This is a genomic window from Sphingopyxis sp. USTB-05 (assembly GCF_023822045.1).
In the GTDB taxonomy this organism is placed as follows: Bacteria; Pseudomonadota; Alphaproteobacteria; order Sphingomonadales; family Sphingomonadaceae; genus Sphingopyxis.
This window is the reverse complement of record NZ_CP084712.1, coordinates 3,290,873-3,316,743: the sequence shown is the minus strand read 5'-3', so window position 1 is coordinate 3,316,743 and position 25,871 is coordinate 3,290,873. Positions and strand designations below refer to the sequence as shown.

Annotated in this window: 28 protein-coding genes; 9 read left to right on the top strand and 19 right to left on the bottom strand. The window is 65.0% G+C overall.

The genetic code is table 11. From position 1 onward, the window contains the following. Nucleotides 1-91: 91 nt before the first annotated feature. The 15 genes from rpsK to KEC45_RS15355 all read right to left on the bottom strand — a co-directional run bounded on the left by rpsK (nucleotide 92) and on the right by KEC45_RS15355 (nucleotide 11,682). Entirely contained in the window at nucleotides 92-481 is a 390-nt protein-coding gene (gene rpsK / locus KEC45_RS15425) for a 30S ribosomal protein S11 (RefSeq protein WP_003040416.1), read from the bottom strand. 103 nt (nucleotides 482-584) lie between these two features. Continuing rightward, nucleotides 585-953: a 30S ribosomal protein S13 gene (rpsM, locus tag KEC45_RS15420; RefSeq protein WP_062176965.1), complete on the bottom strand. Its 369-nt coding sequence runs from the start codon at nucleotides 951-953 to the stop codon at nucleotides 585-587. A 200-nt stretch (nucleotides 954-1,153) separates the two neighbouring features. Continuing rightward, nucleotides 1,154-1,945 carry a 3'(2'),5'-bisphosphate nucleotidase CysQ gene (locus KEC45_RS15415; protein WP_062176968.1) on the bottom strand — a complete coding sequence of 264 codons (792 nt, stop codon included), beginning with the start codon at nucleotides 1,943-1,945 and terminating at the stop codon, nucleotides 1,154-1,156. 11 nt (nucleotides 1,946-1,956) lie between these two features. Continuing rightward, nucleotides 1,957-3,300: a TldD/PmbA family protein gene (locus KEC45_RS15410; RefSeq protein WP_062176971.1), complete on the bottom strand. Its 1,344-nt coding sequence runs from the start codon at nucleotides 3,298-3,300 to the stop codon at nucleotides 1,957-1,959. 163 nt (nucleotides 3,301-3,463) lie between these two features. Beyond that, the gene (locus KEC45_RS15405) at nucleotides 3,464-3,862 is read right to left on the bottom strand and encodes a hypothetical protein (protein WP_062176974.1); all 399 of its coding nucleotides are present in this window, start codon (nucleotides 3,860-3,862) and stop codon (nucleotides 3,464-3,466) included. A 216-nt stretch (nucleotides 3,863-4,078) separates the two neighbouring features. Further along, nucleotides 4,079-4,684, bottom strand: coding sequence for a hypothetical protein (locus KEC45_RS15400; protein WP_062176977.1), 606 nt, complete (start codon nucleotides 4,682-4,684; stop codon nucleotides 4,079-4,081). Between the two features lie 79 nt (nucleotides 4,685-4,763). Further along, a complete protein-coding gene (locus tag KEC45_RS15395) occupies nucleotides 4,764-5,294 on the bottom strand; it encodes a demethoxyubiquinone hydroxylase family protein (protein ID WP_062176980.1) in 531 nt (176 codons plus the stop codon). Beyond that, a complete protein-coding gene (locus tag KEC45_RS15390) occupies nucleotides 5,291-5,773 on the bottom strand; it encodes a disulfide bond formation protein B (RefSeq protein WP_062176984.1) in 483 nt (160 codons plus the stop codon). Before KEC45_RS15390 ends, KEC45_RS15395 begins: the two co-directional genes overlap by 4 nt. Before the next feature lie 13 nt (nucleotides 5,774-5,786). Next, entirely contained in the window at nucleotides 5,787-7,187 is a 1,401-nt protein-coding gene (locus KEC45_RS15385; RefSeq protein ID WP_062176986.1) for a S41 family peptidase, read from the bottom strand. Nucleotides 7,188-7,321: 134 nt separating this feature from the next. Further along, complete coding sequence (locus KEC45_RS15380; RefSeq protein ID WP_062176988.1) at nucleotides 7,322-8,536, bottom strand: murein hydrolase activator EnvC; 1,215 nt, start codon at nucleotides 8,534-8,536, stop codon at nucleotides 7,322-7,324. Next, entirely contained in the window at nucleotides 8,533-8,961 is a 429-nt protein-coding gene (locus KEC45_RS15375; protein ID WP_062176991.1) for a 23S rRNA (pseudouridine(1915)-N(3))-methyltransferase RlmH, read from the bottom strand. Before KEC45_RS15375 ends, KEC45_RS15380 begins: the two co-directional genes overlap by 4 nt. A 33-nt stretch (nucleotides 8,962-8,994) precedes the next feature. Continuing rightward, a complete protein-coding gene (gene rsfS, locus KEC45_RS15370; RefSeq protein WP_083435627.1) occupies nucleotides 8,995-9,405 on the bottom strand; it encodes a ribosome silencing factor in 411 nt (136 codons plus the stop codon). Next, complete coding sequence (locus tag KEC45_RS15365; protein ID WP_062176994.1) at nucleotides 9,402-10,055, bottom strand: nicotinate-nucleotide adenylyltransferase; 654 nt, start codon at nucleotides 10,053-10,055, stop codon at nucleotides 9,402-9,404. Before KEC45_RS15365 ends, rsfS begins: the two co-directional genes overlap by 4 nt. After that, nucleotides 10,052-10,399, bottom strand: a complete 348-nt coding sequence (locus tag KEC45_RS15360) for a hypothetical protein (RefSeq protein ID WP_252171136.1) — start codon at nucleotides 10,397-10,399, stop codon at nucleotides 10,052-10,054. The genes KEC45_RS15365 and KEC45_RS15360 overlap by 4 nt, the downstream gene beginning before the upstream one ends. Further along, nucleotides 10,396-11,682, bottom strand: a complete 1,287-nt coding sequence (locus KEC45_RS15355) for a glutamate-5-semialdehyde dehydrogenase (protein WP_083435628.1) — start codon at nucleotides 11,680-11,682, stop codon at nucleotides 10,396-10,398. Before KEC45_RS15355 ends, KEC45_RS15360 begins: the two co-directional genes overlap by 4 nt. A 79-nt stretch (nucleotides 11,683-11,761) precedes the next feature. On the opposite strand from KEC45_RS15355, the gene KEC45_RS15350 reads away from it, so the two are divergent. Next, nucleotides 11,762-12,898, top strand: a complete 1,137-nt coding sequence (locus tag KEC45_RS15350; RefSeq protein WP_062183395.1) for a DUF3667 domain-containing protein — start codon at nucleotides 11,762-11,764, stop codon at nucleotides 12,896-12,898. 55 nt (nucleotides 12,899-12,953) lie between these two features. After that, a complete protein-coding gene (locus KEC45_RS15345) occupies nucleotides 12,954-14,585 on the top strand; it encodes an alkaline phosphatase (protein ID WP_062177000.1) in 1,632 nt (543 codons plus the stop codon). On the opposite strand, the gene KEC45_RS15340 is transcribed toward KEC45_RS15345, so the two are convergent. After that, nucleotides 14,570-15,472 carry a TolB family protein gene (locus tag KEC45_RS15340; protein ID WP_062177003.1) on the bottom strand — a complete coding sequence of 301 codons (903 nt, stop codon included), beginning with the start codon at nucleotides 15,470-15,472 and terminating at the stop codon, nucleotides 14,570-14,572. The genes KEC45_RS15345 and KEC45_RS15340 overlap by 16 nt on opposite strands. A gap of 116 nt (nucleotides 15,473-15,588) precedes the next feature. Between KEC45_RS15340 and KEC45_RS15335 the strand changes: the two genes are divergently transcribed. Further along, nucleotides 15,589-16,005: an Lrp/AsnC family transcriptional regulator gene (locus KEC45_RS15335; RefSeq protein WP_062177006.1), complete on the top strand. Its 417-nt coding sequence runs from the start codon at nucleotides 15,589-15,591 to the stop codon at nucleotides 16,003-16,005. A 9-nt stretch (nucleotides 16,006-16,014) separates the two neighbouring features. Here the strand turns inward: KEC45_RS15335 and KEC45_RS15330 are convergent, their stop codons facing one another. Then, the gene (locus KEC45_RS15330) at nucleotides 16,015-16,383 is read right to left on the bottom strand and encodes a RidA family protein (protein WP_062177009.1); all 369 of its coding nucleotides are present in this window, start codon (nucleotides 16,381-16,383) and stop codon (nucleotides 16,015-16,017) included. Nucleotides 16,384-16,616: 233 nt separating this feature from the next. Between KEC45_RS15330 and KEC45_RS15325 the strand changes: the two genes are divergently transcribed. From KEC45_RS15325 to KEC45_RS15315, 3 genes are read left to right on the top strand one after another with little or no spacing between them, the layout of a single operon-like run. Continuing rightward, entirely contained in the window at nucleotides 16,617-16,943 is a 327-nt protein-coding gene (locus KEC45_RS15325; protein WP_062177012.1) for a helix-turn-helix transcriptional regulator, read from the top strand. Beyond that, nucleotides 16,940-17,365 carry an SRPBCC domain-containing protein gene (locus tag KEC45_RS15320; RefSeq protein ID WP_062177016.1) on the top strand — a complete coding sequence of 142 codons (426 nt, stop codon included), beginning with the start codon at nucleotides 16,940-16,942 and terminating at the stop codon, nucleotides 17,363-17,365. Before KEC45_RS15325 ends, KEC45_RS15320 begins: the two co-directional genes overlap by 4 nt. Nucleotides 17,366-17,384: 19 nt before the next feature. Then, a complete protein-coding gene (locus tag KEC45_RS15315; RefSeq protein WP_062177019.1) occupies nucleotides 17,385-17,600 on the top strand; it encodes a hypothetical protein in 216 nt (71 codons plus the stop codon). Between the two features lie 4 nt (nucleotides 17,601-17,604). Here KEC45_RS15315 and KEC45_RS15310 read toward each other — a convergent pair whose 3' ends face one another. Next, nucleotides 17,605-18,528 carry a crotonase/enoyl-CoA hydratase family protein gene (locus tag KEC45_RS15310; protein WP_062177022.1) on the bottom strand — a complete coding sequence of 308 codons (924 nt, stop codon included), beginning with the start codon at nucleotides 18,526-18,528 and terminating at the stop codon, nucleotides 17,605-17,607. Nucleotides 18,529-18,736: 208 nt separating this feature from the next. Here KEC45_RS15310 and purC point away from each other — a divergent pair, with 208 nt between their 5' ends. Continuing rightward, a complete protein-coding gene (gene purC, locus KEC45_RS15305; protein ID WP_062177026.1) occupies nucleotides 18,737-19,516 on the top strand; it encodes a phosphoribosylaminoimidazolesuccinocarboxamide synthase in 780 nt (259 codons plus the stop codon). A 119-nt stretch (nucleotides 19,517-19,635) separates the two neighbouring features. Here the strand turns inward: purC and KEC45_RS15300 are convergent, their stop codons facing one another. Further along, nucleotides 19,636-21,624: a lipoxygenase family protein gene (locus KEC45_RS15300; protein WP_062177027.1), complete on the bottom strand. Its 1,989-nt coding sequence runs from the start codon at nucleotides 21,622-21,624 to the stop codon at nucleotides 19,636-19,638. 159 nt (nucleotides 21,625-21,783) lie between these two features. On the opposite strand from KEC45_RS15300, the gene KEC45_RS15295 reads away from it, so the two are divergent. Continuing rightward, nucleotides 21,784-22,929 carry a diguanylate cyclase gene (locus KEC45_RS15295; RefSeq protein WP_238586537.1) on the top strand — a complete coding sequence of 382 codons (1,146 nt, stop codon included), beginning with the start codon at nucleotides 21,784-21,786 and terminating at the stop codon, nucleotides 22,927-22,929. Between the two features lie 42 nt (nucleotides 22,930-22,971). Then, complete coding sequence (locus tag KEC45_RS15290) at nucleotides 22,972-25,866, top strand: pitrilysin family protein (RefSeq protein ID WP_252171135.1); 2,895 nt, start codon at nucleotides 22,972-22,974, stop codon at nucleotides 25,864-25,866. Nucleotides 25,867-25,871: the final 5 nt, after the last annotated feature.

The following is a 25,871-nucleotide window of genomic DNA, read 5'->3' as shown; positions in this document are numbered from 1 at the left end:
TTGGGCGGGACGGGCGGGGGTCGGCTGCCTGTCCAGCGAGGATTTTTATGCGGGCGGCGCCCCGGCGGTGAGGCGCGCCCGAAAAAAGACGTCAGACGCGGCGGCGCTTGGCCGGGCGGACGCCATTGTGCGGGATCGGCGTCACGTCGCGGATCGACGTGATGTGGAACCCGACAGCCTGCAGCGCGCGGAGAGCTGATTCACGACCGGCGCCCGGGCCCTTCACTTCGACTTCCAGCGTACGGACGCCATGTTCGGCGGCCTTCTTGCCGGCGTCTTCGGCGCAAACCTGCGCCGCATACGGGGTCGACTTGCGGCTGCCCTTGAAGCCCATCATGCCGGCGCTCGACCAGGCAATCGCGTTGCCCTGTGCGTCGGTGATGGTGATCATCGTGTTGTTGAAGGTCGCGTTGACGTGGGCGACGCCCGACGAGATGTTTTTGCGTTCGCGCCGACGAAGGCGCTGCGGTTCACGAGCCATGATATATTCCTAACCTAAATCCTGAACGGCCGGTGGCGGGCGATGCGCCGCTGCCCCGGCAGGGGGAAACAAGGAAGCGCGCCCAGATGGACGCGCTCAAACCTTATTTCTTCTTACCGGCGATCGCCTTGGCCTTGCCCTTGCGGGTGCGCGCATTGGTGTGCGTGCGCTGGCCACGGACCGGAAGGCCCTTGCGATGACGCAGGCCGCGATAGCAGGCGAGGTCCATCAGGCGCTTGATGTTCATCGCCGTGTTGCGGCGAAGGTCACCCTCGACCGTGTGGTCGGCGTCGATCGTTTCACGGATCTGCAGCACTTCGGCGTCGGACAGGTCCTGTACGCGGCGCGTATGGTCGATGCCCAGCTTGTCGGCGATGTCGATCGCGCTCTTGCGGCCGATGCCGTGGATATAGGTGAGCGCGATGATCACGCGCTTGTTGGTGGGCAAGTTGACGCCCGCGATACGTGCCATTGGTAACTTTCTCCTGCTCCACAGGGTCGCAGGCAAACGACCCCATCTCAAAGCGTCTGAATTTCCAACGCAAAAAACGGACCACGATGCGCATGAGGGCGCTTCGCCGTCCGGTCAGGCTGTCGGAATGATCGCGCAGTTAGGGTGAGTCGCCCCGAAAGTCAAGTGAACTGCGGTGGATTGCGTGTCGGAACGGGTGCTCACGAATGCGATGTAAGGGCGACCGCCCGATCGCGCAAGCGGTCGACGACCGCCGCATGAATCCCGGGCGCGCAGGCGATGACACCAAAGGCTTGCGCGCGGGGCGTATTGAACTTCAGGGGCTCGCCGAACGCGTCGGTGACGGTCGCGCCCGCCTCGCTGGCGATCAGCGCGGCGGCCGCGACGTCCCACTCGAACCCCCAGCGCAGCGTCGCGACCAGATCGGCGCGATCGTCGGCGACGAGTGCCATGCGCAGCGCGATGCTGTTCGGTTTGGTCACGATGACCAGATCGCTGTCGACCTTGGGCAGCGCGTCGGCGGGAACACGCGATCCCGGAAACCGCGTGCGTTGGCTGGCGTGCAGGGTCTCGCCGTTCAGCAAAGCTCCCTGACCCTTTTGCGCTACCCATAATTCGTCGAGGGCAGGGGCATAGAGAATGCCGAATTCGGGCGTGCCGTCGATCACGAGCGCGACCGACACGCACCAGCCGGGGCGGCCGCGGATGAAATCGCGCGTGCCGTCGATCGGGTCGACGCACCACATCGCACGGCACGACAGGCGGGCTTCGTTGTCGGCGGTCTCTTCCGAGAGCCATCCCGCCTCGGGCACCATCGCGCCCAGCACCGCTTTCAGCCGTGCGTCGACCGCCAGATCGACGTCGCTGACCGGATTGTCGTGCGATTTGTTCCAGACGTTGACGGCTTGCCCCTCGCCGCGCCAGCGCGCCATCGCCATGTCGCCGACTTCGCGGGTCGCGGCGATCGCGGCTTCGAGGTTGCGGCCGGGCATCGGCGCCGGTCCTAGCTCGACGCGACGGTCATGCCGTCGATGCGCAACGTCGGCGCGTTGGTGCCGTGCCGGAATTCAAGGTCGTTCGCCGGGATAAGTGCGGCGAACATATCGATAAGATTGCTCGCGATGGTGAACTCGGCGATCGGCCCGGCGAGCGCGCCGTCCCTGATCAGGAAGCCCGATGCGCCGCGGCTGTAGTCGCCGGTGACCGGGTTGACGCCCTGACCGATCAACTCGGTGATATAGACGCCCTCGGCGATGCCTTCCATCAGTGCCGCGGGGGTCGCGCTGCCCGCCGCGAGATGCAGGTTGCTTGCGCCGACCCCCGACGCGCCGCCGCCACGGCTCGCGTGGCCGGTCGGGGCCAAGCCAAGCTGCTTGGCCGATGCGGTGTCGAGCAGCCAGCCGGTGATCCTGCCATCGGCGACGAGATCGCGTGCCGCGGTCGGCAGGCCCTCGCCGTCGAAGGCCCGGCTGCGCAGGCCGCGCGGACGATGGGGTTCGTCGCGGATGACGATGCTGCTGTCGAACAGCTTCTGATCTTCCTTGCCCAGCAGGAAGCTCGTCCCGCGTGCGATTGCGGGTCCGGCGATCGCGCCGAGCAGGTGTCCGACGATGCCGCCGCTGATGCGCGGGTCGAGCAGGACCGGAAGCTTGCCGTTCGGGGCCTTGCCGGGATTAAGCCGCGCGACGGCACGCGTGCCAGCGCGCGCGCCGATCTCTGCGGCGCTTTCGAGGTCGGTGAGGTAGTGCGCGCTGTGCCAGCCATAGTCGCGCTGCATGCCTGCGCCTTCGCCCGCGATGACGCTTGCCGACAGGCTGTGGCCGCTCGATCCATAGCCGCCGGCAAAGCCGTGGCTGGTGGCGAGAGCGAAGCGCGTGCGGCTGTGGCTGGCGCTGCCGCCTTCGCTGTTGGTGACGCCGGCGACAGCGCGCGCGGCTTCCTCGACCGCCAGGGCGGCTTCGCGCAGCGCGGCCGGGTCGGCTTCGCTGCCGTCATCGAGGTCGAAATCGGGGGTGGCACCCTTGAACAGCAATTCTTCGGGCGCGAGACCGGAATAGGGGTCCTCGGGGGCTTCGCGTGCCATCGCGACGCAGCGTTCGACCAGCTTGGCAAGTTCGCCCGCGTCCATGTCGGCGGTCGACACGCTCGCGCTGCGCTGGCCAACGAAGACGCGCAGCGAAATATCCTGCCCTTCGGACCGCTCGACATCCTCAAGCGCGCCGAGCCGCATCGAGACCGACGTCGCGGCGTTGCAATAATAGAGCGCGTCGGCGGCATCGGCGCCGGCCTTGGTCGCGGCGTCGCACAGCATCTTTGCGCGGTCGAGGGCTTCGGAAACGGTCAGCATCCCCGCGCCCTATACGGCACGCGGGCAAGGGTCAAAATAAAGTCACCGAACCCGTCAGCCTGAACCCTTCGACAGGCTCAGTGCAGGCTCGAGCCGAAATCCATTTCGGCGGCAAAGTCTTGGCCCCCGGATCAAGTCCGGGGTGACGGTGACAAGGAAAAGCTTATTTGATGATCGCAGCGAGCGCGTCGGTTGCGGCGATTGCGCCGCTGGTCCACAGGAAGGGCAGCGTCAGCGCGGCGATCCAAAGGCGGCGGACGTCGCGGCGGAAGCGCGCATGAAGGCCCCAGCTTGCGAGTGCCTGCCGGCTCAGCCGATACCAGTGCCGTTCGGTGGACCGCGCCACGGGAAGCGCGAGCGCGACCAGCATGATCAGCGCGACGACGATGAAGGCCGACGACGCTCCGGCAGCGACGGCGCTCATCACGAGCCAGATCTGAAGAGCGGCAAAGGCGAGGAGGGCAGCAGCGGCATGCCAGGTCATTCGGCGACCGAGACTCCGTGCCGGCGGCACGCTGACGGTCGTGCGCCTCCACAGGCGCGGTCCAAAAGTTGATGCCATGTTACAGCCCCCTTAGGCTGGCGATTCCCAGAACCGCACGTTTTGCCCCAAAAATTCCCAAGTCAAGACACTCTGCCAGCGATTCGTTAATTTTTGCACTCAGTTCGGCGCGGATTCGCAACTGAATCGCGCTAAGCCGCAAAAATGCTACATTTCTGGCAGGATGGCCGCCCCTTTTGGGGCGGTGGAGCGGGGTTTATTGCTAAGGGGGGAAGATCAGCGTTTCGGCGGGGTCGGCAGCGGCTGCGCGTCGGCTTCGTCGGGGGCGGTCGGCGCGGGGGCCTGGCCGCTGGCCTGCCGTTCGAGTTCTTCGGCCGCCTTCTGCCGTTCGGCGAGCGCGCGCTCTTCGGCGACGACGGCGGCTTCGACTTCGTCCGCCGCGGCGTCGATGCCCGCGATGCGCTTGGCGCGTTCGTCGGCGATCATTGCCTGCCAGTCGGTCTTGTTCGCCGCCTGACGTTCGGCCTTCGCACCCGCGACCAGCGCCTGCGTACAGCCGGTAAAGCCGCCCAGTCCGGTCGGCGAGCAGCTATCGGTGCCGAAACGGCCGACGCGTTCGAGTGCGACGACCTTGTTCGCCCAGGCCTCGTTACGCACGTCGAGCGGATTGCCGCGGAGCATTTCGGGAACGCGATAGCGTTCGGTCTCGGGCAGGCGGTTACAGACGACGATTTCGTCGGGGCTCGACTGTTCGCACTTGTCGTTGCCGTAAACGATGACCTGGTTGATCTTTTCGGCATCGACCGTCTGCTGCTGCGCCGCGGCGGGCATGGCGGCAGCACTGCCGGCGAGGATCAGCGCGAACAGGGGGAGGCGGGTCATCTCGATCTTCCTTTGTCAATTTGGTGCGGCTTGGCACCGCGACCCTGCATCCGTCATGAACGGTGCGGGCCCTTATGTATCAGATACGTTTCGACAGCGCGATGGCTGCACGGCAACCGGCGCGGATCGCGAGGCTGAGAACGGGGTAACCCGGGGCGCTCTCGGCGCCCGCAGCGAGGGCGGCTTCCTTATGCTCGAGCTCTTCGGCGCGGAAATCCTCGACCGCTGCACTGAGTTCGGGGTCGCTGTCGCCAAGCTCGTCGAGCTGATGCTGATAATGGCGGTCGATTTCGGTCTCGACCGCTGCTGTGCAAGCCATTGCGGCGCGGGGGCCCATCGCGGCGGTTACCGCGCCGAGCGCAAAGCCCGCGACATTCCAGAAGGGCTGGAGCGCGGTGGGGCGAACCCCCCGCTCGGCGATCATGGCATCGAAGAATTTACGGTGTCGTTCTTCCTGCTCGGCCATATGTGCGATTTCGCGGGCCATCGGATGGCGGTCGCCCATCACCGCGAGCTGGCCGGCGTAGATGCGCGTCGCGCCATATTCGCCCGCCTGGTCGACGCGGATCATCGATGCGTTTTTTCCGGCGCTGGAGTTTTTTGGGCTCATGCCGCCGATGTGGTCTTCCGGCGCAGCAAGGTCAAGACGAGTGCCGCCGCGCAAGCCGAGAAGATCGCGTTGAAACCCGCGAGCGAGATGCCCAGCAGCGTCCATTGCGCGGTGTCGCAGCGGATCAGCGGGGCGTTCATGATCGAATCGAGCGACACGGGGCCGCTGGCGCCGGTCGCGCAGGTCGTGATGCCTTCCCAGAAGCCATATTCGACCCCGGCATGGAAAATGCCGATCGCGCCGCTGACGGCAATTGCGACGGCCGCCAGCAGGGTGAGCGCGCGCATCGCCTTGTCATTGCTGCGGAGCAACAGCGCGAGCAGCGCCAGCACGATCGCCGCCTGATGCGGCCAACGCTGCCAGTAGCACATCTCGCAAGGGTGCAGGCCAAAGCCATATTGCGATACGAGCGCGCCGCCATAGAGCAGCAGCGGCGCGAGGAACGCGACGAAGGGCGCGGCGAGGCGCGATTTCAGCATGTCCGCACGTCCCTTAGTTGCGCGCGGTGGGCTTGGCGGCGGGCTTCACCGGGGCCTTTCCGCTTTGCGCCATGCGCGGCGTGGCCGCGTTGATCCGTCCGATCGTCTGCAGCGCATAGTGAAGCTGGAAGTCCTCGATGCCCTTTTCCTTAAGCTCGGCGGCGGTCGCGGTGAAGCGCGGGTCGGCCTTTTCGTCCTTTTCGAGCAGGCCGTTGTCGACCTTTTTCTCGTTGATCAGGTGACGGCGCAGGTCGCTTTCGCGGAACTTCGGACGCGAGGCATAGTCGGGGTCCGAAATCTGCGGCACGCGGATATCAGGCTCGATACCGCCTTCCTGTACGCTGCGACCCGACGGCGTGTAGTAGCGCGCGGTGGTCAGGCGGAGCGCGGTGGTGTCGGTCAGCGGCAAGACGGTCTGCACCGATCCCTTGCCGAAGCTGCGTTCGCCCATCACGACCGCACGATGCTGGTCCTGCAGCGCGCCCGCGACGATTTCGGACGCCGAGGCCGAGCCCGAGTCGATCAGCACGACGACCGGCGCACCGCCGGCCAGATCGCCGGGTTCGGCGAAATAGCGTTCGATATCGCCCTTTTTGCGGCCGCGCTGCGAAACGATCTCGCCGCGTTCGAGGAACAGGTCGCTGATACCGACGGCTTCGTCCAGCAACCCGCCCGGGTTCGAGCGGAGGTCGAGGATCCAGCCGCGCGGTTTCTTGCCGAGCGATTTTTCGACCGCCATCATCGCGGCCTTGAGGTCGGTCGTCGCGTCAGCCGAGAAGCTGGAGACGGTGAGCACGCCGACATCGCCGCTGACTTCCCATTTCACGGGCTTCAGGTCGATGATTTCGCGCGTCAGCGACATCTCGATCGGCTTGTCCTGACCTTCGCGAACGACGGTGACGTCGATCTTGGTTCCGGGCTTGCCGCGCATCTGTTCGACCGCCTCGTCCAAAGTCAGGCCGAAGATCAGTTCCTTGTTGATATGCGTGATATAGTCGCCCGCCTTGATTCCCGCCCTGGCGGCCGGGGTGTCGGCGGTCGGCGCGATGACCTTGACCACGCCGTCTTCCATCGTCACCGACAGGCCGAGCCCGCCATATTCGCCGTCTGTCTGGGTGCGCAGGTTCGAAAAGCCGCGCGCGTCGAGATAACCTGAATGCGGATCGAGGCTGGCGAGCATGCCGTTGATTGCGCCCTCGATCAGCTTCGAATCGTCGACCTGTTCGACATAGTTGGATTTGACCTCGAGATAGACGTCCATGAAGCGCGAAATTTCTTCCTGCGTCTTCGAATCGACGGTTGCCATCGCGCCGGTCGCCAGCGGGACGAGCGCCAGCGTCGAGAGCGCGGCAGCGCCCTGCCACAGGGCGAAACGGCGCCGGGGAGACGAGGTGGTCTTGGTCGATTCGGTCATGGGCGTCTTTCAGTCACGCGAGAGCAATCCCGCCTTATAATCCCCAGCGCGCCATCCTCCTACGCAAATCTGCGGGCGTCAAGCACGGCATCGCTCTACCGAAATGCAGCATAATGGGCGATTAACGCCGCGGGTCAGCCGATCATCGCGACGATATCGACCGGACGCCCGGCGCGACGCAGCTCGACGGTGATGCGGCTGTCGTCGGATCCCGCGCGGCCGACCGGCGCGCCGGCATCGAGCGTGTCGCCAACCCCGACCGACAGCGCGATCATGCCGGTCAGCAACGACACCCAGCCGCCGCCATGGTCGATGATCACGATCTTGCCATAGCCGCGATAGTCGCCTGCAAAGCTGACGCGGCCGGGCGCTGGGGCGACGACCTGCCCACCCGGACGCGCGGCGATGGTGACACCGCGCGATCGCACGCCGCTTTCATTGACTTCCCCCAGTCCCGCGACGATGCGTCCGACGACGGGCAAGCGATAGGCGCCCTGGGCAAGGTCGGCCTCTGCCTCCGCCGGGGGCGCTGCATTCACGATGCTGCCTTCCGGATTGCGTGGACGCGGCAGCGGGCCCGCGAGCTGCGCAAGCTCGGCGCGAACCGCACTGTCGGCTTCGAGAGAGTCCATCAGGTCGACAATATCGCGCGCCTTCTCACCAAGCCCCAATGCGCGGTCGGCCTCTAGCTGCGCGCTGCTCATCAGCTCGCGCGAGCGCAGCCGGCCTTCATTTTCGAGCCGCGTCAGCGCATCGCGGCGCTGTGCGAGTTGCGCCTTGCTGGCCGAGAGCGACTTCAGCGCTACGGCCTGTTGCCGTCGCACCGTCTGCAGCATCGCGAGTTCGTGCCGCGCGCCGGCGGTCCGGCGCTCGATCACCGGCATCGCGGCGTCGATCACGGCGCGTGCGTGCACCATGTCGGTAAGCGAGCCGGGCTGCGCGAGCACGCTCACCGGCGGCTGGCGGCTGAGTTGCTGGAGCGAGGCGGCGAGTTCGAGCAGGGGCTGTTGTTGCTGAGCAAGCCGGGCGCGCTGTGCCGACAGGCGGCGGGTGACGAGCGCGACGCGCGCTTCGCCCGCGCTGATATCAGCCTCGGCAGACTGGATGCGCGCGGCGAGCGCGGCGCTACGCTTTTTCAGCCGGTCGGCTTCACTGTTCGCCGCCACGGCCTGTCGTTCGAGCAGCGCGCTGCGCGCCATAGCGGCCGCCGATTGCTGCTTGGCATCGATCAACTGCGTACGCTCGCGCGCGGCGATCGCTTGCGGATCGAAAATGTCGCTCTGCGCCAGCGCGAGCGCCCCGCCCGCGAACACGCCCGCCATCGCGATGGCTGAAAGGGCGCGCCTCATTGGCGACCCTCGCGGTGATAGGGGTGGCCGGCGACGATGCTCGTCGCGCGCCACAATTGTTCGGCGAGCATCGCGCGCGCCATCAGATGCGGCCAGGTCGCGCGGCCAAAGGCAATGACCTTGTCGGCGCCCTCGCGCTCCTCGGGTGTGAAACCGTCGGCAGCGCCGAGGCAAAAGCGTGCCTCGCGGACGCCACCATCGCGCCATTTTTCGAGCAGTCTCGCGAATTCGAGCGACGACATCTGGTCGCCCCCCTCGTCGAGCAGGACAGTGCGGCTGTTGTCGGCGGCAGCTGGCATGCGGCCGCCCGTATCGGGAAGCTCCGAAATTTTCTGCGCCCAGGTCACGCGCTTCATATAGCGCTCGACCAGCTCGGCCTCGGGCCCGCGCCCGATGCGCCCGCGCGCGATGATGTGCAGCAACATGAGCGTCCGCCTAGCCGGTAGGCGGGGCGGACGTCAATTTGCGGCGGCAACCGGCGGCGCGTCGCCGAACGACCACATGCGTTCGAGGTTGTAGAAGCTACGGACCTCGGGGCGGAACAGGTGGACGATGACGTCGCCCGCATCGAGCAGCACCCAATCGGCATTGGGCAGTCCCTCGACGCGAACCTGGCGGCCCGCTTCCTGCTTGATACGCTGCGCAAGTTTCTCGGCGATGGCCGAGACATGGCGCGTCGACCGGCCGCTCGCGATCACCATATGATCGGCGATGCTGCTTTTACCGGCAAGCGGGATGGAGATGGTTTCCTGGGCCTGGTCCTCATCCAGTTGGTGGAGGATCAGCGCGTGGAGCGTATCCACGCTGGCGTCCGAAGACTTTTGGGCGGATGCGGCGCCATTGGCGGCATCCTGGGTTGCGGAGATCAAATGCGTCCTTTCCTGTTCGTGTCCACAAGCCGCGAACGCGTTAGCGGGTCGCGCATTGCGCGGCCTTCATAGCGTTCGAACCAGCGGGGGTTGGCCTGCCGTATCGCAGTTGCGGATCGCACATCGGGCGAAAATCGCAGGAACACGAGGGCGGGCGGTCTCCAGTCCGTCCAATGCAATTTCTGGTCCACGGGCCGGACGAAGCGCCGAAGCCAACCCATCGCACGTCTTGCATGGGCGCGGTCATTATAGCCCGGACGCGCGATAACCGCAATCGGCATGAGTCGGGCGATCCCCCGCCAGTCGCGCCATTGGGGCAGTTGGACCAGATTGTCGGCCCCCATGATCCAGATGAACTGCCGGTTCGGGTAACGCCGGACGAGCTTTTTGAGCGTATCGATCGTGTAGCGCGTGCCGAGTTCGGCCTCGATTGCCGTCGCCCGAATCGGCGACCGCTGCGCCATGTGCTGCGCCGAACCGAGGCGCGCAGGGAGTGACGCCATTCCCACCTTGGGCTTCAGCGGATTGCCGGGAGAGACCAGCCACCAGAGCTCGTCGAGCCCCAGCGCATCGATCGCATTCAAACTGATCGCGCGATGGCCGCCATGCGCCGGATTGAAGCTGCCGCCGAGGAGGCCGGTGGGGATCATTCGGGGAATGATTTCACCACTCGGATATGGCCGACGATCGCTTCATTGAACGCAGGCAATTTTTCCGCCGGAATCCAGTATTCTTCATGTGCGTGCCCGCCCGCTTGCTCGATCTTGTAGCCGGCGAGATAGTCGGTCGCGACGTCGAACTCGGTGACAAAACCGGATCCCGACGCGGGGACGTTCCAGTCACGAGCGATTTTCACCGCATAGTCGAATGTGGTGACCGGATAGAAAATCGGTTGTTCGGGAAGCCTTGGCGGGAACTCGCGCATGCCGCTGGCGGCGATCAGCGCGAGTTCCTTGGGGCCGACGGGACGCCACAGGCGTTTGGTCGCCGTCAACGCCGGACCTGCCCCGTCCCACGTACCAACCATTTATAGGTCGTCAGCCCTTCGAGCGCGACGGGCCCGCGGGCGTGGAGGCGGCCGGTGGCGATGCCGATTTCGGCGCCGAGGCCGAATTCACCGCCGTCGGCGAATTGCGTCGAGGCATTGTGCATCACGATCGCGCTGTCGACGCCGGTGAGGAAACGCTCGGCGGTCGCGGCATCCTCGGTGACGATCGCGTCGGTGTGCTTGCTCGAATGCGCGTCGATATGTGCTAGTGCGCCGGAAAGTCCGTCGACCATGGCGATCGATACGATCGCGTCGAGATATTCGGTGTCCCAGTCGCCGGCCGATGCGGCGTCGACATGCGGGCTCAGCGCCTCGACGGCCTTGTCGCCGCGCACTTCGCAACCCGCCTGCACCAATGCCTCGATGATGGCGAGCGGTGCGGGATAGGCGCGGTCGATCAGGATCGTCTCGGTCGCGCCGCAGACGCCGGTGCGGCGCATCTTGGCGTTGACCGCAAGCTCGACCGCTTTTGCGGGATCGGCGGCGCCGTCGATATACAGGTGGTTGATCCCGTCGAGATGCGCGAGCACGGGCACGCGCGCCTCGTCCTGCACGCGCGCGACGAGGCCCTTGCCGCCGCGCGGGATGATGATGTCGATCAGTCCCTGCGCGCGAAGCATCGCGCCAACCGCAGCGCGGTCCTGCGTCGGGACGAGCTGCACCGCATCGGCGGGCAGCCCAACCTCGACCAGCCCCGCCGCGAACGCCGCGTGGATCGCGCGGTTCGAATGCGCTGCCTCGCTGCCGCCGCGCAGGATCACGGCGTTGCCGGACATCAGCCCGAGCGCCGCCGCATCGGCGGTCACATTGGGGCGGCTTTCATAGATGATGCCGACAACGCCGAGCGGCACGCGCACGCGACTCAGCACCAGACCGTTAGGCCGCGTCACGCGGTCGATCTCGGCGCCCGAGGGGTCGGGCAGCGCCGCAACATCGTCGATCGCATCTGCAATAGAGCCCAGCCGTCCATCGTCGAGCCGCAGCCGGTCGAGCATCGCGCCGGACAGGCCGTTCTTTTGTCCAGCGGCCATGTCTTCGGCATTGGCGGCCAGAATGTCGGCCGCCCGCGCACGAATTTGCGATGCCGCAGCAACCAGTCCCGCGGCCTTGTTCGCCGTCGGCGCGAGCGCGAGCGCTTTCGACGCGGCGCGCGCACGCGCGCCCATGTCGGCGATCAGGGCGACGGCATCGCCGGGCATCGGCGGGGCGGTGAGGGCTTCGGCGTTCATGGCGCTGCCACTATCACGCTTTGCACGGGCCGCGAAAGTCCCGTTGCGTGCCGCCGCGCGCGCCTTTAGGCAGGGCGTCATGAGCGGGGATATTGAAGGCATCGGGGCGGCGGTGACCGCCGGTTTGGCGGGGCATACGGTCGAGCCAGGGCACGGTGGTGCCGCGCACGGCCAAGCGCCGCTGCGCTGTCTGAATTGCGGCACCAGCCTAGCGGGCTCGCATTGCCATCATTGCGGACAGCGCGCGGACGTGCATCGCAGTTTCAGCGCGATCGGACACGACCTCGTCCACGCGATCTTTCATTTCGAAGGCAAGATCTGGAATACGCTGCCACTCCTCAGTTGGCGGCCCGGCGACCTGACGCGTCGCTATATCCACGGTGAACGCGCGCGCTTCATCTCGCCGCTCGCGCTGTTCCTGTTCGCCGTCTTTCTGACCTATGCGGTGCTCGCGATGGTCGGCAGCGGCGGCGGGGTCGGCGAGGGGTTGAGCAAGGCGGCGGCCGAACAGACGCGCACGACCGCGATCAAGGACAGTATGCAGGCCGAGGTCGACCGGGTCGACGCCGAGCTGGTCCGGAAGGACCTGTCCGCCGACAAGCGCCGGGAGTTGGAGACCGAACGCGATGTGCTGCAAAAAAGCGCCGACTATCTTGGCGTTGCGCGCAGCCGCAGCAAGACCGAACGCGCTGCCGATCGCGCCGCGGGGCCGCCCGTCCTCGAAAACCCCGTCACGCAGGTGAAGACGAGCGCCGATTTCATTTCGCAGAACAAGATCGATACCGGGGTGCCGTTCATCGATCACGGGCTGAAGAAGGCGTTCGCGAACCCCGCGCTCGTCCTCTATAAATTGCAGGCGAACGCCTATAAATTCGCCTGGGCGCTGATCCCGCTGTCGCTGCCGTTCATGTGGTTGCTCTTTCCTTTCAGCCGGCGCTTTCACACCTATGACCATTTCGTTTTCGTCACCTACTCGATCAGCTTCATGCTGCTCCTCTTCGTCGTCGTGCGCCTGCTGAACCTAACGATCATTGGCGATGTCGCGACTTTCTTTGCGATGCTCTATGTGCCCTTCCATATGTATCGCCAGCTTCGCGGCGCCTATCGCTCGTCGCGCTTCGGATCGCTTGTGCGCGCAGCGCTGCTGCTCTTTTTCAGCCTGTTTTCGGTAATCTGGTTCATGCTTCTGCTGCTCGCGCTCGGGATCAGCGGATAGGCGCGAATCTGTAACAAAGACGCGCCACAGACCCGGCGACGCGGGAGGATATGCGATGCATCAGCTGTGGAACGAAATCGATCGCCGTTTGCTCATCAAGCTTGGCACGGCGGGGCTTGCCGCGCTGTCGCTGCCCGGCGCGGCACAGGCGGCGATGGCGCAGGGCTTTACCCACGGCGTCGCAAGCGGAGAGCCGGGCGCGCATTCGGTGCTGTTGTGGACGCGCTATGCGGCGGCGAATGACACAAGGCTGACCGTCGAACTGTCGGAAAGTGAGGATTTTTCAAGGGTCGTCGCGGGCGGCAGCGTCGTGGCGGCGGGCGAACGCGATCATACCGCAAAGCTGGTCGTCGAGGGGCTCAAGCCCGGCCGCTGGTATCATTATCGCTTCGTCGCCCCCGATGGCACCAAGTCGGTGACCGGCCGCACGCGCACCCTGCCGCAGGGATCGACCAAGGCGTTCAACCTTGCGCTCTTTTCCTGTTCGAACATGCCGTTCGGCTGGTTCACCGCCTATGGCCATGCCGCGGCGCGCGGCGACATCGACCTTGTCGCGCATGTCGGCGATTATCTCTACGAGTATAAGGCGGGCGACTATCCGTCAGCAAAAGAGGCGCTTCCGGGGCGCGAGATCCAGCCCGCGCACGAGATCGTCGCGCTTGCCGATTATCGGCTGCGCTATGCCGCCTATCGTGCCGACCCCGACCTCCAGAAGTTGCACCAGATGTTTCCGATGATCGCGCAATGGGACGATCATGAATTCGCGAACGACGTCTGGAAGGGCGGCGCCGAAAATCACAATGAGGGTGAGGGCGAATGGCCCGCGCGCATGGCCGCCGCCGAGCGCGCCTATCGCGAATGGATGCCCGTCGCCGACAAGCGCTGGCGCCAATATCAGGTCGGCGACCTCGCGACGATCTTCCTTCCCGAAACGCGCGTGACGGCGCGCGACCGGCAATTCGAAATTGACGAGATCGTCACAGGGGGCGGCGATGCCGCGGCGAAGCTTAAGCAGTTTGCCGAAACCGGCTATCGCGACCCCGCGCGCCAGATGCTCGGCGCCGAACAGGAGAAATGGCTGTTCGACGGGCTCGCGGTTTCGACCAAGGCGGGTACGCGCTGGCAGGTCTGCGCTCAACAGGTCGTGATGGGCACGCTGTTCACTCCGCCCGAGACACGCGACTGGTTCGCGGGTGAACAGCCTGACTATGTCCGCCGGCGGGTGGAAACCGGTCAGCTGGCGGCGAAGGCGGGCTTGCCGCTCAACCTCGACGCATGGGATGGTTATCCCGCCGCGCGCAGCCGCTTGCTCGCCGCCGCGCAGCGTGCCGACGCCGACCTCGTCACGCTGACGGGCGACACGCACAACGCCTGGGCCTTCGACCTCGCCGAGGATGGCCGGCCGGCGGGGATCGAGATCGCGGGACAGAGCGTCACGTCGCCGGGCTATGAAAGCTATATCCGCGGCGTTTCCGACGAAACGCGCGTCGCGGCGCTGCGCCGGGCGTCGCCGCAACTCAAATGGGCGAATACTGCAGATCGGGGCTATGTGACTGTCCAATTCGCACCCGAGCGAGTGACGGCAAACTGGCACAGCGTCGAAACGATCCGGGCGCGTTCGCTCGCGCTGAAGGGCACGCACAGCATGACGGCAGATCGCGGGCGGCGCGTCTATAACGCCGCCTGATCGCGGCAGTCGGATGGCCACGACCGGTCTGGTTCAGGCACCAGATCGATGACGAACATCTCGCCCGAACGGTCGCCGTATCGCTGCGCAAAGAGTAGCCGATCGCCTGTCGGCGACAGCAATGGACCGACCTGAAACTGGTCAAGATCGGCCGGAATGCGACCGACTTCGACCCAGCGATCGCCTTCGCGGCGGAAGCGATAGAGATGCGACCGGTCGCCGCGGTCGGACACGGCGATCATCGTCCGCCCGTCGCGCGAAATCTCCGCCTCATATTCATAACCGCCCGCGCTGACCGGCGGGCCGAGATTTTCGACCTTCCATTCGCCGGGCCGGACTTCGGTTGCGACATAGATGTCACCGCCGCCCGCGCTGCCCGCGCGGCTCGATCCGAAATAGAGGCGGCCGGCGGCGTCGGCGCGCGGGAGGAGCTCTGCCTCGGGCGAGTTGACGGGTTCGGGCAGGCGCTGCGGTTCGCCCCAGCCGCCCTCGGTGGTATGCTCGACATACCATATGTCGAAGTCCTCCTTCGCGGGCGCATGGCGCGACGAGATATAATAGAGCCGCTTTCCGTCGGGGGTGACGAACGGATCGGCCTCGATCACCGGCGACGGCATGGCGAAGGTCGGCGGCGCAGGTTTTCCCCAAGCGCCGTTTTCACAGCGCGACTGCATCAGCCGGTAGTTTCGGAAATCCTTGTCCGCCGCAAGGTACAGCATCGTCCGGCCGTCCGGCGTGAAGGTTGGCGAGGATTCATAGCCGGGCCCCGAGATGGCAGCGGGAGTCCACAGCGTCGCGCTAGCCGGTCCGGGCGTATCCGCGGCGGCGGTGCACCCGGCAAGCACCGTAAGGCAGAGGAGGGGCGGCGCGCGGTTGGCAAACGGCATGGACTTTCTCTCCGGCAAGACGCTAGCAGAAGCATTGAGGATCTTTGCCCGAGTGCAGGTGCTTGGCCATCGTCCGATCGGCGGCGGCGGCGCCGAAAGGGCGGCGGGGAGAGGATATGGACGCGATCGACCGACAAATTGTGGCGATGCTGCGCGACAATGCCCGCCTGCCGCTGAAGACGATCGCGGCGACCGTCGGGCTGGCGCGCAGTTCGGTTCGCGAGCGATTGTCGAAGCTGGAGGCCGCGGGAACGATCGGCGGATATCACGCGCGCATCGTCGATGAAGGCGGGATCGCGGCGATCCTGCAACTGCGGCTCGCGCGCACGCCCTCGCCGGAGATCGTTGCGGCGGTGACGGGGATGGCGGAGGTTGCGCGCTGCTATTCGCTGAGCGGCGAGATCGATCTGCTCGTTGAAATCGCGGCGGCGGACTCGGCGCAGCTCAACGCCGCGCGCGACCGGATTGCGCTGATCGCAGGGGTGGAGGATACGACGACCGCGCTGATTCTGAAACGCGACAAGGATCGCTGACGGGCTCGGCTAAACGGCCGCGATCGCTTCGATCTCAAGCAACCACGCCGCATCGTAGATGTCGGCGATGATGATCGTCAGCGCGGGCGAATGACCGCCCAGCACGTCGTGCCGCACCTTGTAGTTCGCTTCGCGATAGCGGCGGTCCGACAGGAATACGGTGACCTTGACGAGGTCCTGCAAATTCATCCCCGCAGCGAGGAGCTGTTTTTCGACGTTGCGCCAGACCAGCCGGCACTGATCCTCGAACGCCGCCGGCACCTCCTCCTTCGCATCGACGGGAATTTGGCCGCTGACGAACAGCCATCGCGTCGGGTTTTCGACAAGATGCGCCTGCGCGTAGGAGACGCCGGTGGGATTGATCGCGCGATTGGGCATGGGGGACCTCGTCATTCGGATGGACGGGACGACTATCCCCGCCAGCACCCCGGCACAGACCGAGCGACGCGAGGAGTGACGGAGAGGGGCGTCCGATATGTTCACCACCGCATCTAACGTGAAGGCGATGGTACGCTCCAGCGTCCGATCGGCGGCCCGCCCGGCATAACGACGGCGCTTGACACTCATAACCATATGGTTATTGGAAACGCATAGCCAGAGAGTTATGAATTATGACCGACACATCGCCCGACCTTCTTTTCAAGGCACTCGCCGATCCCAGCCGGCGTGCGCTGTTCGAGCGGCTTTGCCTGGGCGGCGAACAGACGGTCGGCGCACTTACCGCCGGCGCGGGCATATCGCAGCCCGCGGTTTCGAAGCATCTCGGCATTCTCAAACAGGCGGGGCTGGTGGAGGGCCGGGAGGAGGGGCGCCAAACGCATTACAGCGCCCAGCAACGCGCGCTCGCGCCGCTCGTCGACTGGACCGGGCGCATGAACCGCTTCTGGGAAGCGCGGTTCGACGATCTCGAAGATTTGCTCAAAAGGATGGATCAATGACCGATACCGACGTGCGTAGCGTGACCGTGGAGCGTGAAATCCCGCATCCGCCCGAAAAGATCTGGCGCGCGCTGACGACGCAGCATCTGATCGAGGAATGGCTGATGAAAAACGACTTCGGCCTCGATCTCGGCCATCGTTTTCAGTTGCGCGGCGACTGGGGCAATGTCGATTGTGAGATACTCGACGTCGAGCCCGGCCGCAGCCTCTCCTACACATGGAACTACGCGCACGACGACCCGGCCTACCGGCTTGATAGCACCGTGACATTCACGCTCGAACCGACGGCCGCTGGCACCTTGCTCCGCATGGAACAGGTCGGTTTCCGCCCCGATCAGAAGCAGGCGTTCGGCGGTGCCAAGGGTGGCTGGAAGATTCACCTCGAAAATCTCGAGAAGGTGGTCGCGGGCCTCGGCGCATAATCGAAACAGGGAGATAGTTATGAACTGGAGTCTGTGGATCCGGCAGTTTCACCGCTGGGTATCGATTATCTTTTCGGCGATCGTGCTAGCGATTTTCGTCATGCTGGGGGCGGGGCAAGAGCCCGCCCAATGGGTCTATTATTTGCCGCTGCCGCCGCTGTTCCTGCTGATATTCTCCGGGCTCTACATGTTCTTCCGGCCCTATTTCAGGAAGCGCGGCAGCGCAGCGGGCTGAACTCTCAGCTATAGGGCGGCGTGTCCTCGAACTCGGCGAACCACGGATAATCGTTCGCGACGCTGACGGTGAAGTTCGCGGGGCGCTTCTCAAGGAAGCTCGACACGCCCTCGGCGGCATCGGCGCTGCGCCCGCGCGCGAAGATCGCGCGGCTGTCCCAGCGATGCGCGCTCATCGGGTGCGGCGCGCCAAGCATCCGCCACAGCATGTGGCGGGTGAGGGCGACCGATACCGGCGCGCTGTGCTCGGTGAGTTCGCGCGCCTTGGCGATCGCGGCGTCGATGAGTTCGCCGGGGGCGTGCACCGACTGGACGAGGCCCTTGTCATGCGCCTCGGCGGCGTCGATCAGCCGCCCCGAATAGCACCAGTCGACCGCGTTTTGGATGCCAACGAGGCGCGGCAGGAACCAGCTCGACGCCGCTTCGGGCACAATCCCGCGGCGGGCGAAAACGAAGCCATAGCGGGCGGTTTCGCTGGCGAGGCGCGCGTCCATCGACAGCGTCATCGTCGCGCCGATACCCACCGCGGCGCCATTGATCGCACCGAGCACGGGTTTTTTGCAGTCAAAGATGCGCATCGACACGCGGCCGCCCGAATCGCGGATCAGCGGGTGCGACCAGTCGATCGTGCCGTCTTCGGCAACGGGACTGGCCGACATGCCGTCGGGCAAGATTGCCTGCTTGTCGGTGCGCTTGTCATAATCGAAGGTCGCGGCACCTTGGCCCAGGTCGGCGCCGGCGCAATAGGCGCGGTCGCCCGATCCGGTGAAGATCACCGCGCGCACGCCATCGTCGGCGTCACATTCGTCGAGCGCCGCCACGATTTCGAGCATCATTTCGGTGGTGAAGGCGTTCATCCGGTCGGGCCGGTGCAGCGTCAGCAGCGCGATACCCTCATGCTTGTCGAGGCGAATCTGGTCGAAGCTCATCCATCTCTCTCCTTGGTTTGGCACAGCCTTGCAAGCGAGCGCCCCGAGCGCAAGCACTTTACGTAAACGTAAGGGGAGAGGGTGTCATGCCGGGGATGACGCGCCCGACCTTTGCCGCTATAGGGCGCCCAACCGCCCCGGCGCCGCGCCTCTGCCTGAGTCGCTTTGCCGGGGTCATTCATTTGGTTCCGACAGAAAGTTTGTGCCCATGGCCCGTCGCCGCCAGATCTACGAAGGCAAAGCCAAGATCCTTTACGAAGGCCCCGAACCGGGCACTTTGATTCAGTATTTCAAGGATGACGCGACTGCGTTCAACGCGCAGAAGCGCGGCACGATCAACGGCAAGGGCGTGCTCAACAACCGAATTTCTGAGCATGTGTTCACGCTGCTCGGCAATATCGGCGTGCCGACCCACTTCATCCGCCGCCTCAACATGCGCGAGCAGCTGATCCGCCAGGTAGAGATCGTGCCGATCGAAGTGATCGTGCGCAATGTCGCCGCGGGAACGCTGTCGAAGCGCCTCGGCATCGAGGAAGGGACGCAGCTTCCCCGCACCCTGATCGAATATTGCTACAAGGATGACGCGCTGGGCGATCCGCTCGTCGCCGAAGAGCATATCGCCTGCTTCAACTGGTGCAGCCAGGACGAGCTTCACGACATTCAGGACATGGCGATCCGCATCAACGACTTCATGTCGGGCATGTTCGCCGCGGTCGGCATCCGCCTCGTCGACTTCAAGCTCGAATTCGGCCGCCTTTATGAAGGCGACTTCAGCCGCATCATCCTCGCCGACGAGATCAGCCCTGACGGCTGCCGTCTGTGGGACATGACGACGAATGAAAAGCTCGACAAGGACCGCTTCCGCCGCGACCTTGGCGGCGAAGTCGAGGCCTATCAGGAAGTCGCGCGCCGGCTGGGTCTGATGCCCGAGGGCAGCGAGAATGCGGTGCTCGACCTTGAGAGCCATCGGAAGAAAAAGGGTAGCTGAGCTTCAACTCGCTCTCTAATCCCCGTTCGCATCGAGCGAAGTCGAGATGCCTCTCGGCCTGGCGCTGCCCCTAGGGGTGTCTCGACTTCGCTCGACACGAACGGATGGGGTTGGTCTGACTAGATATTGATGCTTGTCGGGATCAGGCTCGGCTGCAGATAGGGATAAGGCTGCATCCGCTCGGCATTGCGCGTGGCGATCTCCGCCTCGACGCCCTGCAGCACCGCCTGGAACCATGCCAGCGGCCCCTCGGCCCCCGTCACGCGCGGATCCTGAAACCAGAGCGGATAGGGAAAGGCGTTGCTGCGATAATCGCCGAGCGGCCGATAATGCACCGACCCCAATAGTTCGAGCACATTGAGCTGTTCGAGCGCGAGGGCCATCGGCGGCATCATCGCGAGCCAACCCGGCTTGTCGTGCCCGCGCTGGCCGTTCGGTGCCGCCTGCCAGCCCGCGCCGGTGACGGCGGGCGCAAAGGCCATGATGTTCTTTTGCGGGAAATTGACCGCGGCATGCTGCGCGCTCGCGGTGAACATCACCATCGTACAGATTTCGGCGAGCTGCGCGCGCGTCGTGACGGGGCCGAAGCCTTTGATCTTGGCTTCGCCGGCGAGGCACGTCGCCCATGCCGTCAGCTCGGTGTCGGCGACGACGTCGGCGTCATGGGCGTAATAGAGGTCGACATATTGCCGCGCCCATTCGTGGATCGCGTCCCACACGAGCAGCGCGTCGTCGCGGTACGGATAGTCGGTAAGCGCAGTATCGACGCCGACCCCGCGCGCAGACAGGTCGGTGCGAAGCATCTTGCCATAAAAGTCGAAAGCGAGGCGCGCATCGACCGCGGCGAGCTGGCTCGATGCGATAGTGCCCGCGAAAATATGGTCGATCGGGCCGCCTGCCGCGATCAGCGAGGTCGCCGCCTGTTCGTTGATGAACAAGGTGCCCTCGAAATGCGGGACGAGCAGGGCCCAAACCGGGTGCACTTCGGCGAGGTGGCGGTGCGTCGCGACCGCAAAGGCTTCGATCACCAGATGCGTGCGCGCAAGGTGCGCGAACAGCTCGTGATAATTGCCGTCGGCGACCTGGACGACGAACTTCGCCATTTCCCATCCCCAGATTTTCTCGGCAACGGGTGAGGGGCTGAAGATCGGATAGTCGACCGGATCCTGTCCGCACTGGATCGCGACGGGAATCAGCGACGATCCGCCCGGGGGTACCGCGAACAGCGCCATCGGCTGCCAGATATATTTTGCCTCGGTTCCATAAGTGCCGGGGTCGATCACCGCGAGCGCGGCATAGTCGAGCATGAACAGGCGTCCGTCAGCCAGCGCGGCGGCCAGCGTATCGCCATTGACGACGGCGGCATATTTCGCGGCGCTGAGCGGAAAATTGGCGGGCAACGCATCGCCGACCGCGGCGATCAACATGCAGTTCGGGCCTTGAACGCGGAGGCGCGCGAACTCGTTATCGTCCTGAAACATATAGCTGATGCCCGGAACCGGCAGCGTCGCGAACAGTGCGCGATACGCCTCAATGCTGCGCGGGGTCTTGCTGCCGAGGCCGTCGGCGTCTTCGACCTTCATCAGTTCTTCGAGGCGGTCCTTATAACCCTTGAGCAAAGCGACATGCGCATCACGCTCCGCGGCGGCGACCGCATTTTCGACATCGCCGATCATGCGCTCGAAAATATTGCCACCGGTGTGGACGCCATGTTCGGCCGCGATCTTCGCCGCCGAGGTTTCGATCGCGTCGCACTCGACCAATGCCGCCTCATACTCGGCACGCGGACTGTTAAGTTCGCCCTTGTCGACGGCGCCCAGCTTTACCGTCAGCGCGTTGCGCACGATGCCGAGCCCGACGCCGATCAGGATCACGAACCAGGCGATCGTCGGCTCGTCACTCTTCGGCACATCGGTCGCGAGTGGAACGCCGGGCAGGGTCGGGATTTCGGTCGTCCATGTGTAGACCGCCTGCGTCGCGGTGAGCTGCGCGGCGCGCGCGGCCTGCTCGGCAGGCGTGTCATTCTGCGGCAGCGTGGGATCGCTTGCCGGCATCGGCACGGTCGGCGCGGCGGCGGGTGAAGTCAAAGGCGTCATCGGATAAGACATGGCGTTGCTCCTGTCGGGCGCGATAAATTCGGCGGTCGCTATCGCTAAACATGGTTAATATTTCGCAAGCCATGTGCCCGTGCGGAGCCGTTAGGTAAGTGATAAGACAGGTTTTCATTCCTTAACCCCTGCTTTACTTGCGCTTGCTATCCAGCCCCTATGACGGGGGTCTATCACTGGCTGCGGACGCGCTTTTTTCCGCCGATTCCGGATGCGATTCGGGACGACGTCGCCTTGCTGCGCGCCAATCGCGTCGAAACGCTGACCCCGATGCTGTTCCTGATGCTGGCGGCGACGACGCCGACCGCCATCTATGCGGGCGTCGACACGGTTCACCCGATCGTCCGCATCGGCTTTCCGGTTACGCTCGCGATCATCGGTTTGCTCGGCTTCATTTTTCTGATGCACAATCGCGGCCGGCGAATGAGCCTGCGCCGCGCGCGGAGGATGATCAAGGAATCGATGTGGCTGTCGGGAACGACGGGCGCGATGTGCAGTAGCTGGACGGTGATCAACTGGATGGCCGCTCCGCCCTCGACGCACAGCTATTATGCGATGATCATGGCGATGGGCTCGCTCGCGACCGCTTATTGCCTGTCGTCGATCCGCCTGGCGACCTTCATCAACCTGCTGATCGGGCTTGTGCCGATTTCGTTCCTGATGCTGACGTCGGGTAACCCGCCCGAAATCGCTGCGGGCACCAGCCTGGTCGTCGCCACGATCTTCCTGCTCCGCATGATTCTTCAGCAGCATGACCAACTCATCGACCTGCTCCAGCTTCAGCATCAGATGCGCGACCTTGCGCACACCGATCCGCTGACCGGCCTCGCCAATCGCCGCGAGTTCGACATGCGGCTCGACGAGGAAATTGCGAAAGGCGACGCGTCGAGCCCGTTTGCGATCGCGCTGCTCGATCTCAACGGCTTCAAGCCGATCAACGACCAGCACGGCCACGCTATCGGCGACGGCGTCTTGTGCGAACTCGCCGAGCGTCTGCGGCGCGCATGCGGCGATCATGCGGTGGTCGCGCGCCAAGGCGGCGATGAATTTGCGATCCTCGTCCCCGCCGGGTCGATCCTGCTCAAAACATCGCTCGCCGACCATGTTCTTTCCGCGCTCGCCGCGCCCTACCGCATCGGCGGCCGGTCGATCGGCGTCGGCGCGGGAATCGGCACCGCGAGCTGGCCCGAACATGGCGACAGCGCGCGCAAATTGCTCGAGGTTGCCGACCGCGCACTCTATGCTGCGAAAGCCGCCGATCGCGAGAAGACGTCGTCTGTCGAAAGCATCGGCCGGGTCGCGTAACACTGGCTTGACCGCCCGCAGGGCGGTGGCCACATCTGGCGAATGACCAAGTCCTTTGTCCGGCGTGCTTCGACCGCGCTGTCGCCCCTCGTTTTCCTCATCGCCAGCACCGCCCCGGCCTGGGCCAGAGAAGCGGCCGTAAAGGTTGCCGCATCGGCGGCGGTCAATCCGCAGAGCGAGGCGGCCAAGGCGTGGAACTTCGCGGCGAGCGACGTGCCGGTCGACCCGAACATCATCTTCGGCGTGCTGACCAACGGGATGAAATATGCGCTGCTGAAGAACAGCACGCCCAAGGACAGCGTCGTGCTGCGCATGCGCTTCGCGGTCGGCAGCTTCGCAGAGGCCGAAGACCAGCGCGGCCTCGCGCACTTCCTCGAACATATGGCGTTCAACGGATCGACCAACGTGCCCGAGGGCGAGATGATCAAGCTGCTCGAACGCAAAGGGCTGGCGTTCGGCGCCGATACCAATGCGTCGACCGGCTTCGATGAGACGATCTACAAGCTCGACCTGCCCAACGCATCGGACGATCTGATCGACACGGGCCTGATGCTGATGCGCGAGACGGGCGGTAATCTGACGATCGATCCCGCCGCGGTCGACCGCGAGCGCGGGATCATCCTGTCCGAGCGGCGCGCGCGCGATACCTATCAACTGCGCAATCTGATCGACCAGCTCGATTTCCAGATGAAGGGAATGACGGTTGCGAACCGCATCCCCGTCGGGACCGAGGAGGTGATCAAGACCGCGCCCGCATCGCGTATCCGTGACCTTTACGAGCGCTATTACCGCCCCGAACGCGCGACGTTGGTGATGGTCGGCGATTTCGATCCTGCGGCGATGGAGGCGAAGATCAAGGCGCGCTTTGCCGATTGGAAAGGGCGCGGCCCCGCCGGTGCCGACCCGGATATCGGCAATGTCGACTATAAGCGGGCATCCGCGGCGGACGATTTCGTCGATCCCGCGATCCAGGATTCTGTGACGATCGCAAGCTTCAAGCCTTGGGTGGACGAGCCCGACACCAAAGCGAAGCGTGCGCGCAAGCTTGCCGAGGACGTCGGTGAGGCGATCATCAGCCGCCGGCTCGCAAAGATCGCGCTGAATGAGGATTCGCCGATCCTGACCGGCTATTTCAGCGACGCCGAAGGGTGGAAGAAATTCGATCAAGTCACCATCGGCGCGGTCGCCAAGGAAGGCGCGTGGAAAGAGGCGCTCGCGCTCGTCGAGCAGGAACAGCGTCGCGCGGTCGAGCATGGCTTTACACAGGCCGAGGTCGACGAGCAGATCGCGAACCGCCGCACCGCGTTCAAAAATGCCGTTGCGGGCGTCACGACGCGGCGCAGCGACGGCCTGGCCGATACGCTGATCGCGGCGGCCGAGGGCGATTTCGTCTTCGTGCGTCCGGAAACGTCGCAGGCATTGTTCGAAGCGGCGGCGCCTTCGCTGAACGCCGCAGCGGTCACCGCGGCTTTTCGCAAGCGAATGGAAGGTCTGAGTGCGCCGCTCGCGCGCGTCTCGGCGAAAAAGCCGATCGAGGGCGGCACGGCCGCGATCCTCGCCGATTTGCGGGCATCGACCAAGGTTGCCGTCGCTGCACCGACCGAGGCGGCGAATGCTGCCTTTGCCTACGATAGTTTCGGTACCCCGGGCAAAATCGTCAGCGACGAACGCGTCGAGGATCTTGGTATCCGCCGCATCCGCTTTGCCAATAATGTGATGCTCAACATCAAGACGACCGATTTCCAGAAGGACAAGGTCATGCTGTCGCTGCGCGTCGACGGCGGTAACCTGCTCGCGACGCGAGACGATCCGACGAAGGTGTCGCTTGCGGGGTCGCTGATGCTCGGCGGGCTCGAGGCGCACAGCCTCGACGATCTGCGCTCGATCCTTGCAGGCAAGACGATCAGCCCGGTCTTCGGCAACTCCACCGATGCCTTTGGCGGTAGCGCGCTGACCTCGCCCGAGGATTTCGCGCTGCAGGCCAAGCTGATGGCGGCCTATCTTACGCACCCCGGATACCGCGCCGACGGGCTCGCGTTGATCCGCCGCGTGCTGCCTCAGCAATATGCGGCGAACGACGCGACGCCGGCGGCAGTGCTAGGGCGCGATGTCGGCGGCATTCTTGCCAATGACGACCCACGCTCGCAGACCCCGCCGCTCGAAAAGGTGATGGCGCTCGACTGGGCGCAGCTCAAGCCCGTCGTCGCCGACAGCTTCGCGCATGGCGCGATCGAGATCGGCGTCGTCGGGGATATCGGCGAACAGTCGGCGATCGACGCCATCGCCGCGACCTTCGGTGCGCTGCCTGAGCGGCGTGCGGCCTTCGATCCGCGCGCCGATGCCCGTATTCGCCAATATGCGACCGACCGCAGCGAACGCACGTTGATCCACAAGGGGCCCGCCGAACAAGCGGAACTGCGCGTATATTGGCCGGCGCGCGACGACAGCGACCTGGCCGAAGCGATGCAGCTCACCCTGTTGTCGCGCGTGATGCAGCTAATGCTGACCGAAGAATTGCGCGAAAAGCTAGGTGAAAGCTACAGCCCCGGAGCGGCGGCAAGCTTGTCGGACGAGTTTCCGGGCTATGGCCATCTTTTCGCTGCGAGCAACGTCGACTACAAGGATCTCGCGACAACGCGCGCCGCGATCTTCGCCATCGCCAAGGAATTGCGCGACAAACCCGTCGACGCCGACCTGCTCGATCGTGCGCGTAAGCCGTTGCTCGAAGCGATGGTCAAATCGCGGCGTGAGAACAGCTATTGGCTGAACTATGTTTCGGAAGCGGCAAGCCACGCCGATCGCCTCGACCGCAGCCGTAAGGGGATCGGCGAGGTCGAGGCGGCGACGCCGGCTGAGTTGCAGGCTCTCGCGAAGCGCTATCTGGTCGATGACAAGGCGCTGGTGATCAAGGCGGTTAGCGACAAGGCGGGCAAATAACAGGC

What these genes read in the sequence shown, in the direction of transcription:
- KEC45_RS15400 (WP_062176977.1), bottom strand. Translation starts at nt 4,684, where the DNA reads ATGACCCGCCTCCCCCTGTTCGCGCTGATCCTCGCCGGCAGTGCTGCC.
- purC (WP_062177026.1), top strand. Translation starts at nt 18,737, where the DNA reads ATGGCCCGTCGCCGCCAGATCTACGAAGGCAAAGCCAAGATCCTTTAC.
- KEC45_RS15380 (WP_062176988.1), bottom strand. Translation starts at nt 8,536, where the DNA reads ATGAGGCGCGCCCTTTCAGCCATCGCGATGGCGGGCGTGTTCGCGGGC.
- KEC45_RS15315 (WP_062177019.1), top strand. Translation starts at nt 17,385, where the DNA reads ATGAACTGGAGTCTGTGGATCCGGCAGTTTCACCGCTGGGTATCGATT.
- KEC45_RS15365 (WP_062176994.1), bottom strand. Translation starts at nt 10,055, where the DNA reads ATGATCCCCACCGGCCTCCTCGGCGGCAGCTTCAATCCGGCGCATGGC.
- KEC45_RS15320 (WP_062177016.1), top strand. Translation starts at nt 16,940, where the DNA reads ATGACCGATACCGACGTGCGTAGCGTGACCGTGGAGCGTGAAATCCCG.
- KEC45_RS15385 (WP_062176986.1), bottom strand. Translation starts at nt 7,187, where the DNA reads ATGACCGAATCGACCAAGACCACCTCGTCTCCCCGGCGCCGTTTCGCC.
- KEC45_RS15350 (WP_062183395.1), top strand. Translation starts at nt 11,762, where the DNA reads ATGAGCGGGGATATTGAAGGCATCGGGGCGGCGGTGACCGCCGGTTTG.
- KEC45_RS15355 (WP_083435628.1), bottom strand. Translation starts at nt 11,682, where the DNA reads ATGAACGCCGAAGCCCTCACCGCCCCGCCGATGCCCGGCGATGCCGTC.
- KEC45_RS15375 (WP_062176991.1), bottom strand. Translation starts at nt 8,961, where the DNA reads ATGTTGCTGCACATCATCGCGCGCGGGCGCATCGGGCGCGGGCCCGAG.
- rpsK (WP_003040416.1), bottom strand. Translation starts at nt 481, where the DNA reads ATGGCTCGTGAACCGCAGCGCCTTCGTCGGCGCGAACGCAAAAACATC.
- KEC45_RS15415 (WP_062176968.1), bottom strand. Translation starts at nt 1,945, where the DNA reads ATGCCCGGCCGCAACCTCGAAGCCGCGATCGCCGCGACCCGCGAAGTC.
- KEC45_RS15295 (WP_238586537.1), top strand. Translation starts at nt 21,784, where the DNA reads ATGACGGGGGTCTATCACTGGCTGCGGACGCGCTTTTTTCCGCCGATT.
- KEC45_RS15330 (WP_062177009.1), bottom strand. Translation starts at nt 16,383, where the DNA reads ATGCCCAATCGCGCGATCAATCCCACCGGCGTCTCCTACGCGCAGGCG.
- KEC45_RS15340 (WP_062177003.1), bottom strand. Translation starts at nt 15,472, where the DNA reads ATGCCGTTTGCCAACCGCGCGCCGCCCCTCCTCTGCCTTACGGTGCTT.
- KEC45_RS15290 (WP_252171135.1), top strand. Translation starts at nt 22,972, where the DNA reads ATGACCAAGTCCTTTGTCCGGCGTGCTTCGACCGCGCTGTCGCCCCTC.
- KEC45_RS15395 (WP_062176980.1), bottom strand. Translation starts at nt 5,294, where the DNA reads ATGAGCCCAAAAAACTCCAGCGCCGGAAAAAACGCATCGATGATCCGC.
- KEC45_RS15335 (WP_062177006.1), top strand. Translation starts at nt 15,589, where the DNA reads ATGGACGCGATCGACCGACAAATTGTGGCGATGCTGCGCGACAATGCC.
- KEC45_RS15405 (WP_062176974.1), bottom strand. Translation starts at nt 3,862, where the DNA reads ATGGCATCAACTTTTGGACCGCGCCTGTGGAGGCGCACGACCGTCAGC.
- KEC45_RS15410 (WP_062176971.1), bottom strand. Translation starts at nt 3,300, where the DNA reads ATGCTGACCGTTTCCGAAGCCCTCGACCGCGCAAAGATGCTGTGCGAC.
- KEC45_RS15345 (WP_062177000.1), top strand. Translation starts at nt 12,954, where the DNA reads ATGCATCAGCTGTGGAACGAAATCGATCGCCGTTTGCTCATCAAGCTT.
- rpsM (WP_062176965.1), bottom strand. Translation starts at nt 953, where the DNA reads ATGGCACGTATCGCGGGCGTCAACTTGCCCACCAACAAGCGCGTGATC.
- KEC45_RS15325 (WP_062177012.1), top strand. Translation starts at nt 16,617, where the DNA reads ATGACCGACACATCGCCCGACCTTCTTTTCAAGGCACTCGCCGATCCC.
- KEC45_RS15300 (WP_062177027.1), bottom strand. Translation starts at nt 21,624, where the DNA reads ATGTCTTATCCGATGACGCCTTTGACTTCACCCGCCGCCGCGCCGACC.
- KEC45_RS15310 (WP_062177022.1), bottom strand. Translation starts at nt 18,528, where the DNA reads ATGAGCTTCGACCAGATTCGCCTCGACAAGCATGAGGGTATCGCGCTG.
- KEC45_RS15390 (WP_062176984.1), bottom strand. Translation starts at nt 5,773, where the DNA reads ATGCTGAAATCGCGCCTCGCCGCGCCCTTCGTCGCGTTCCTCGCGCCG.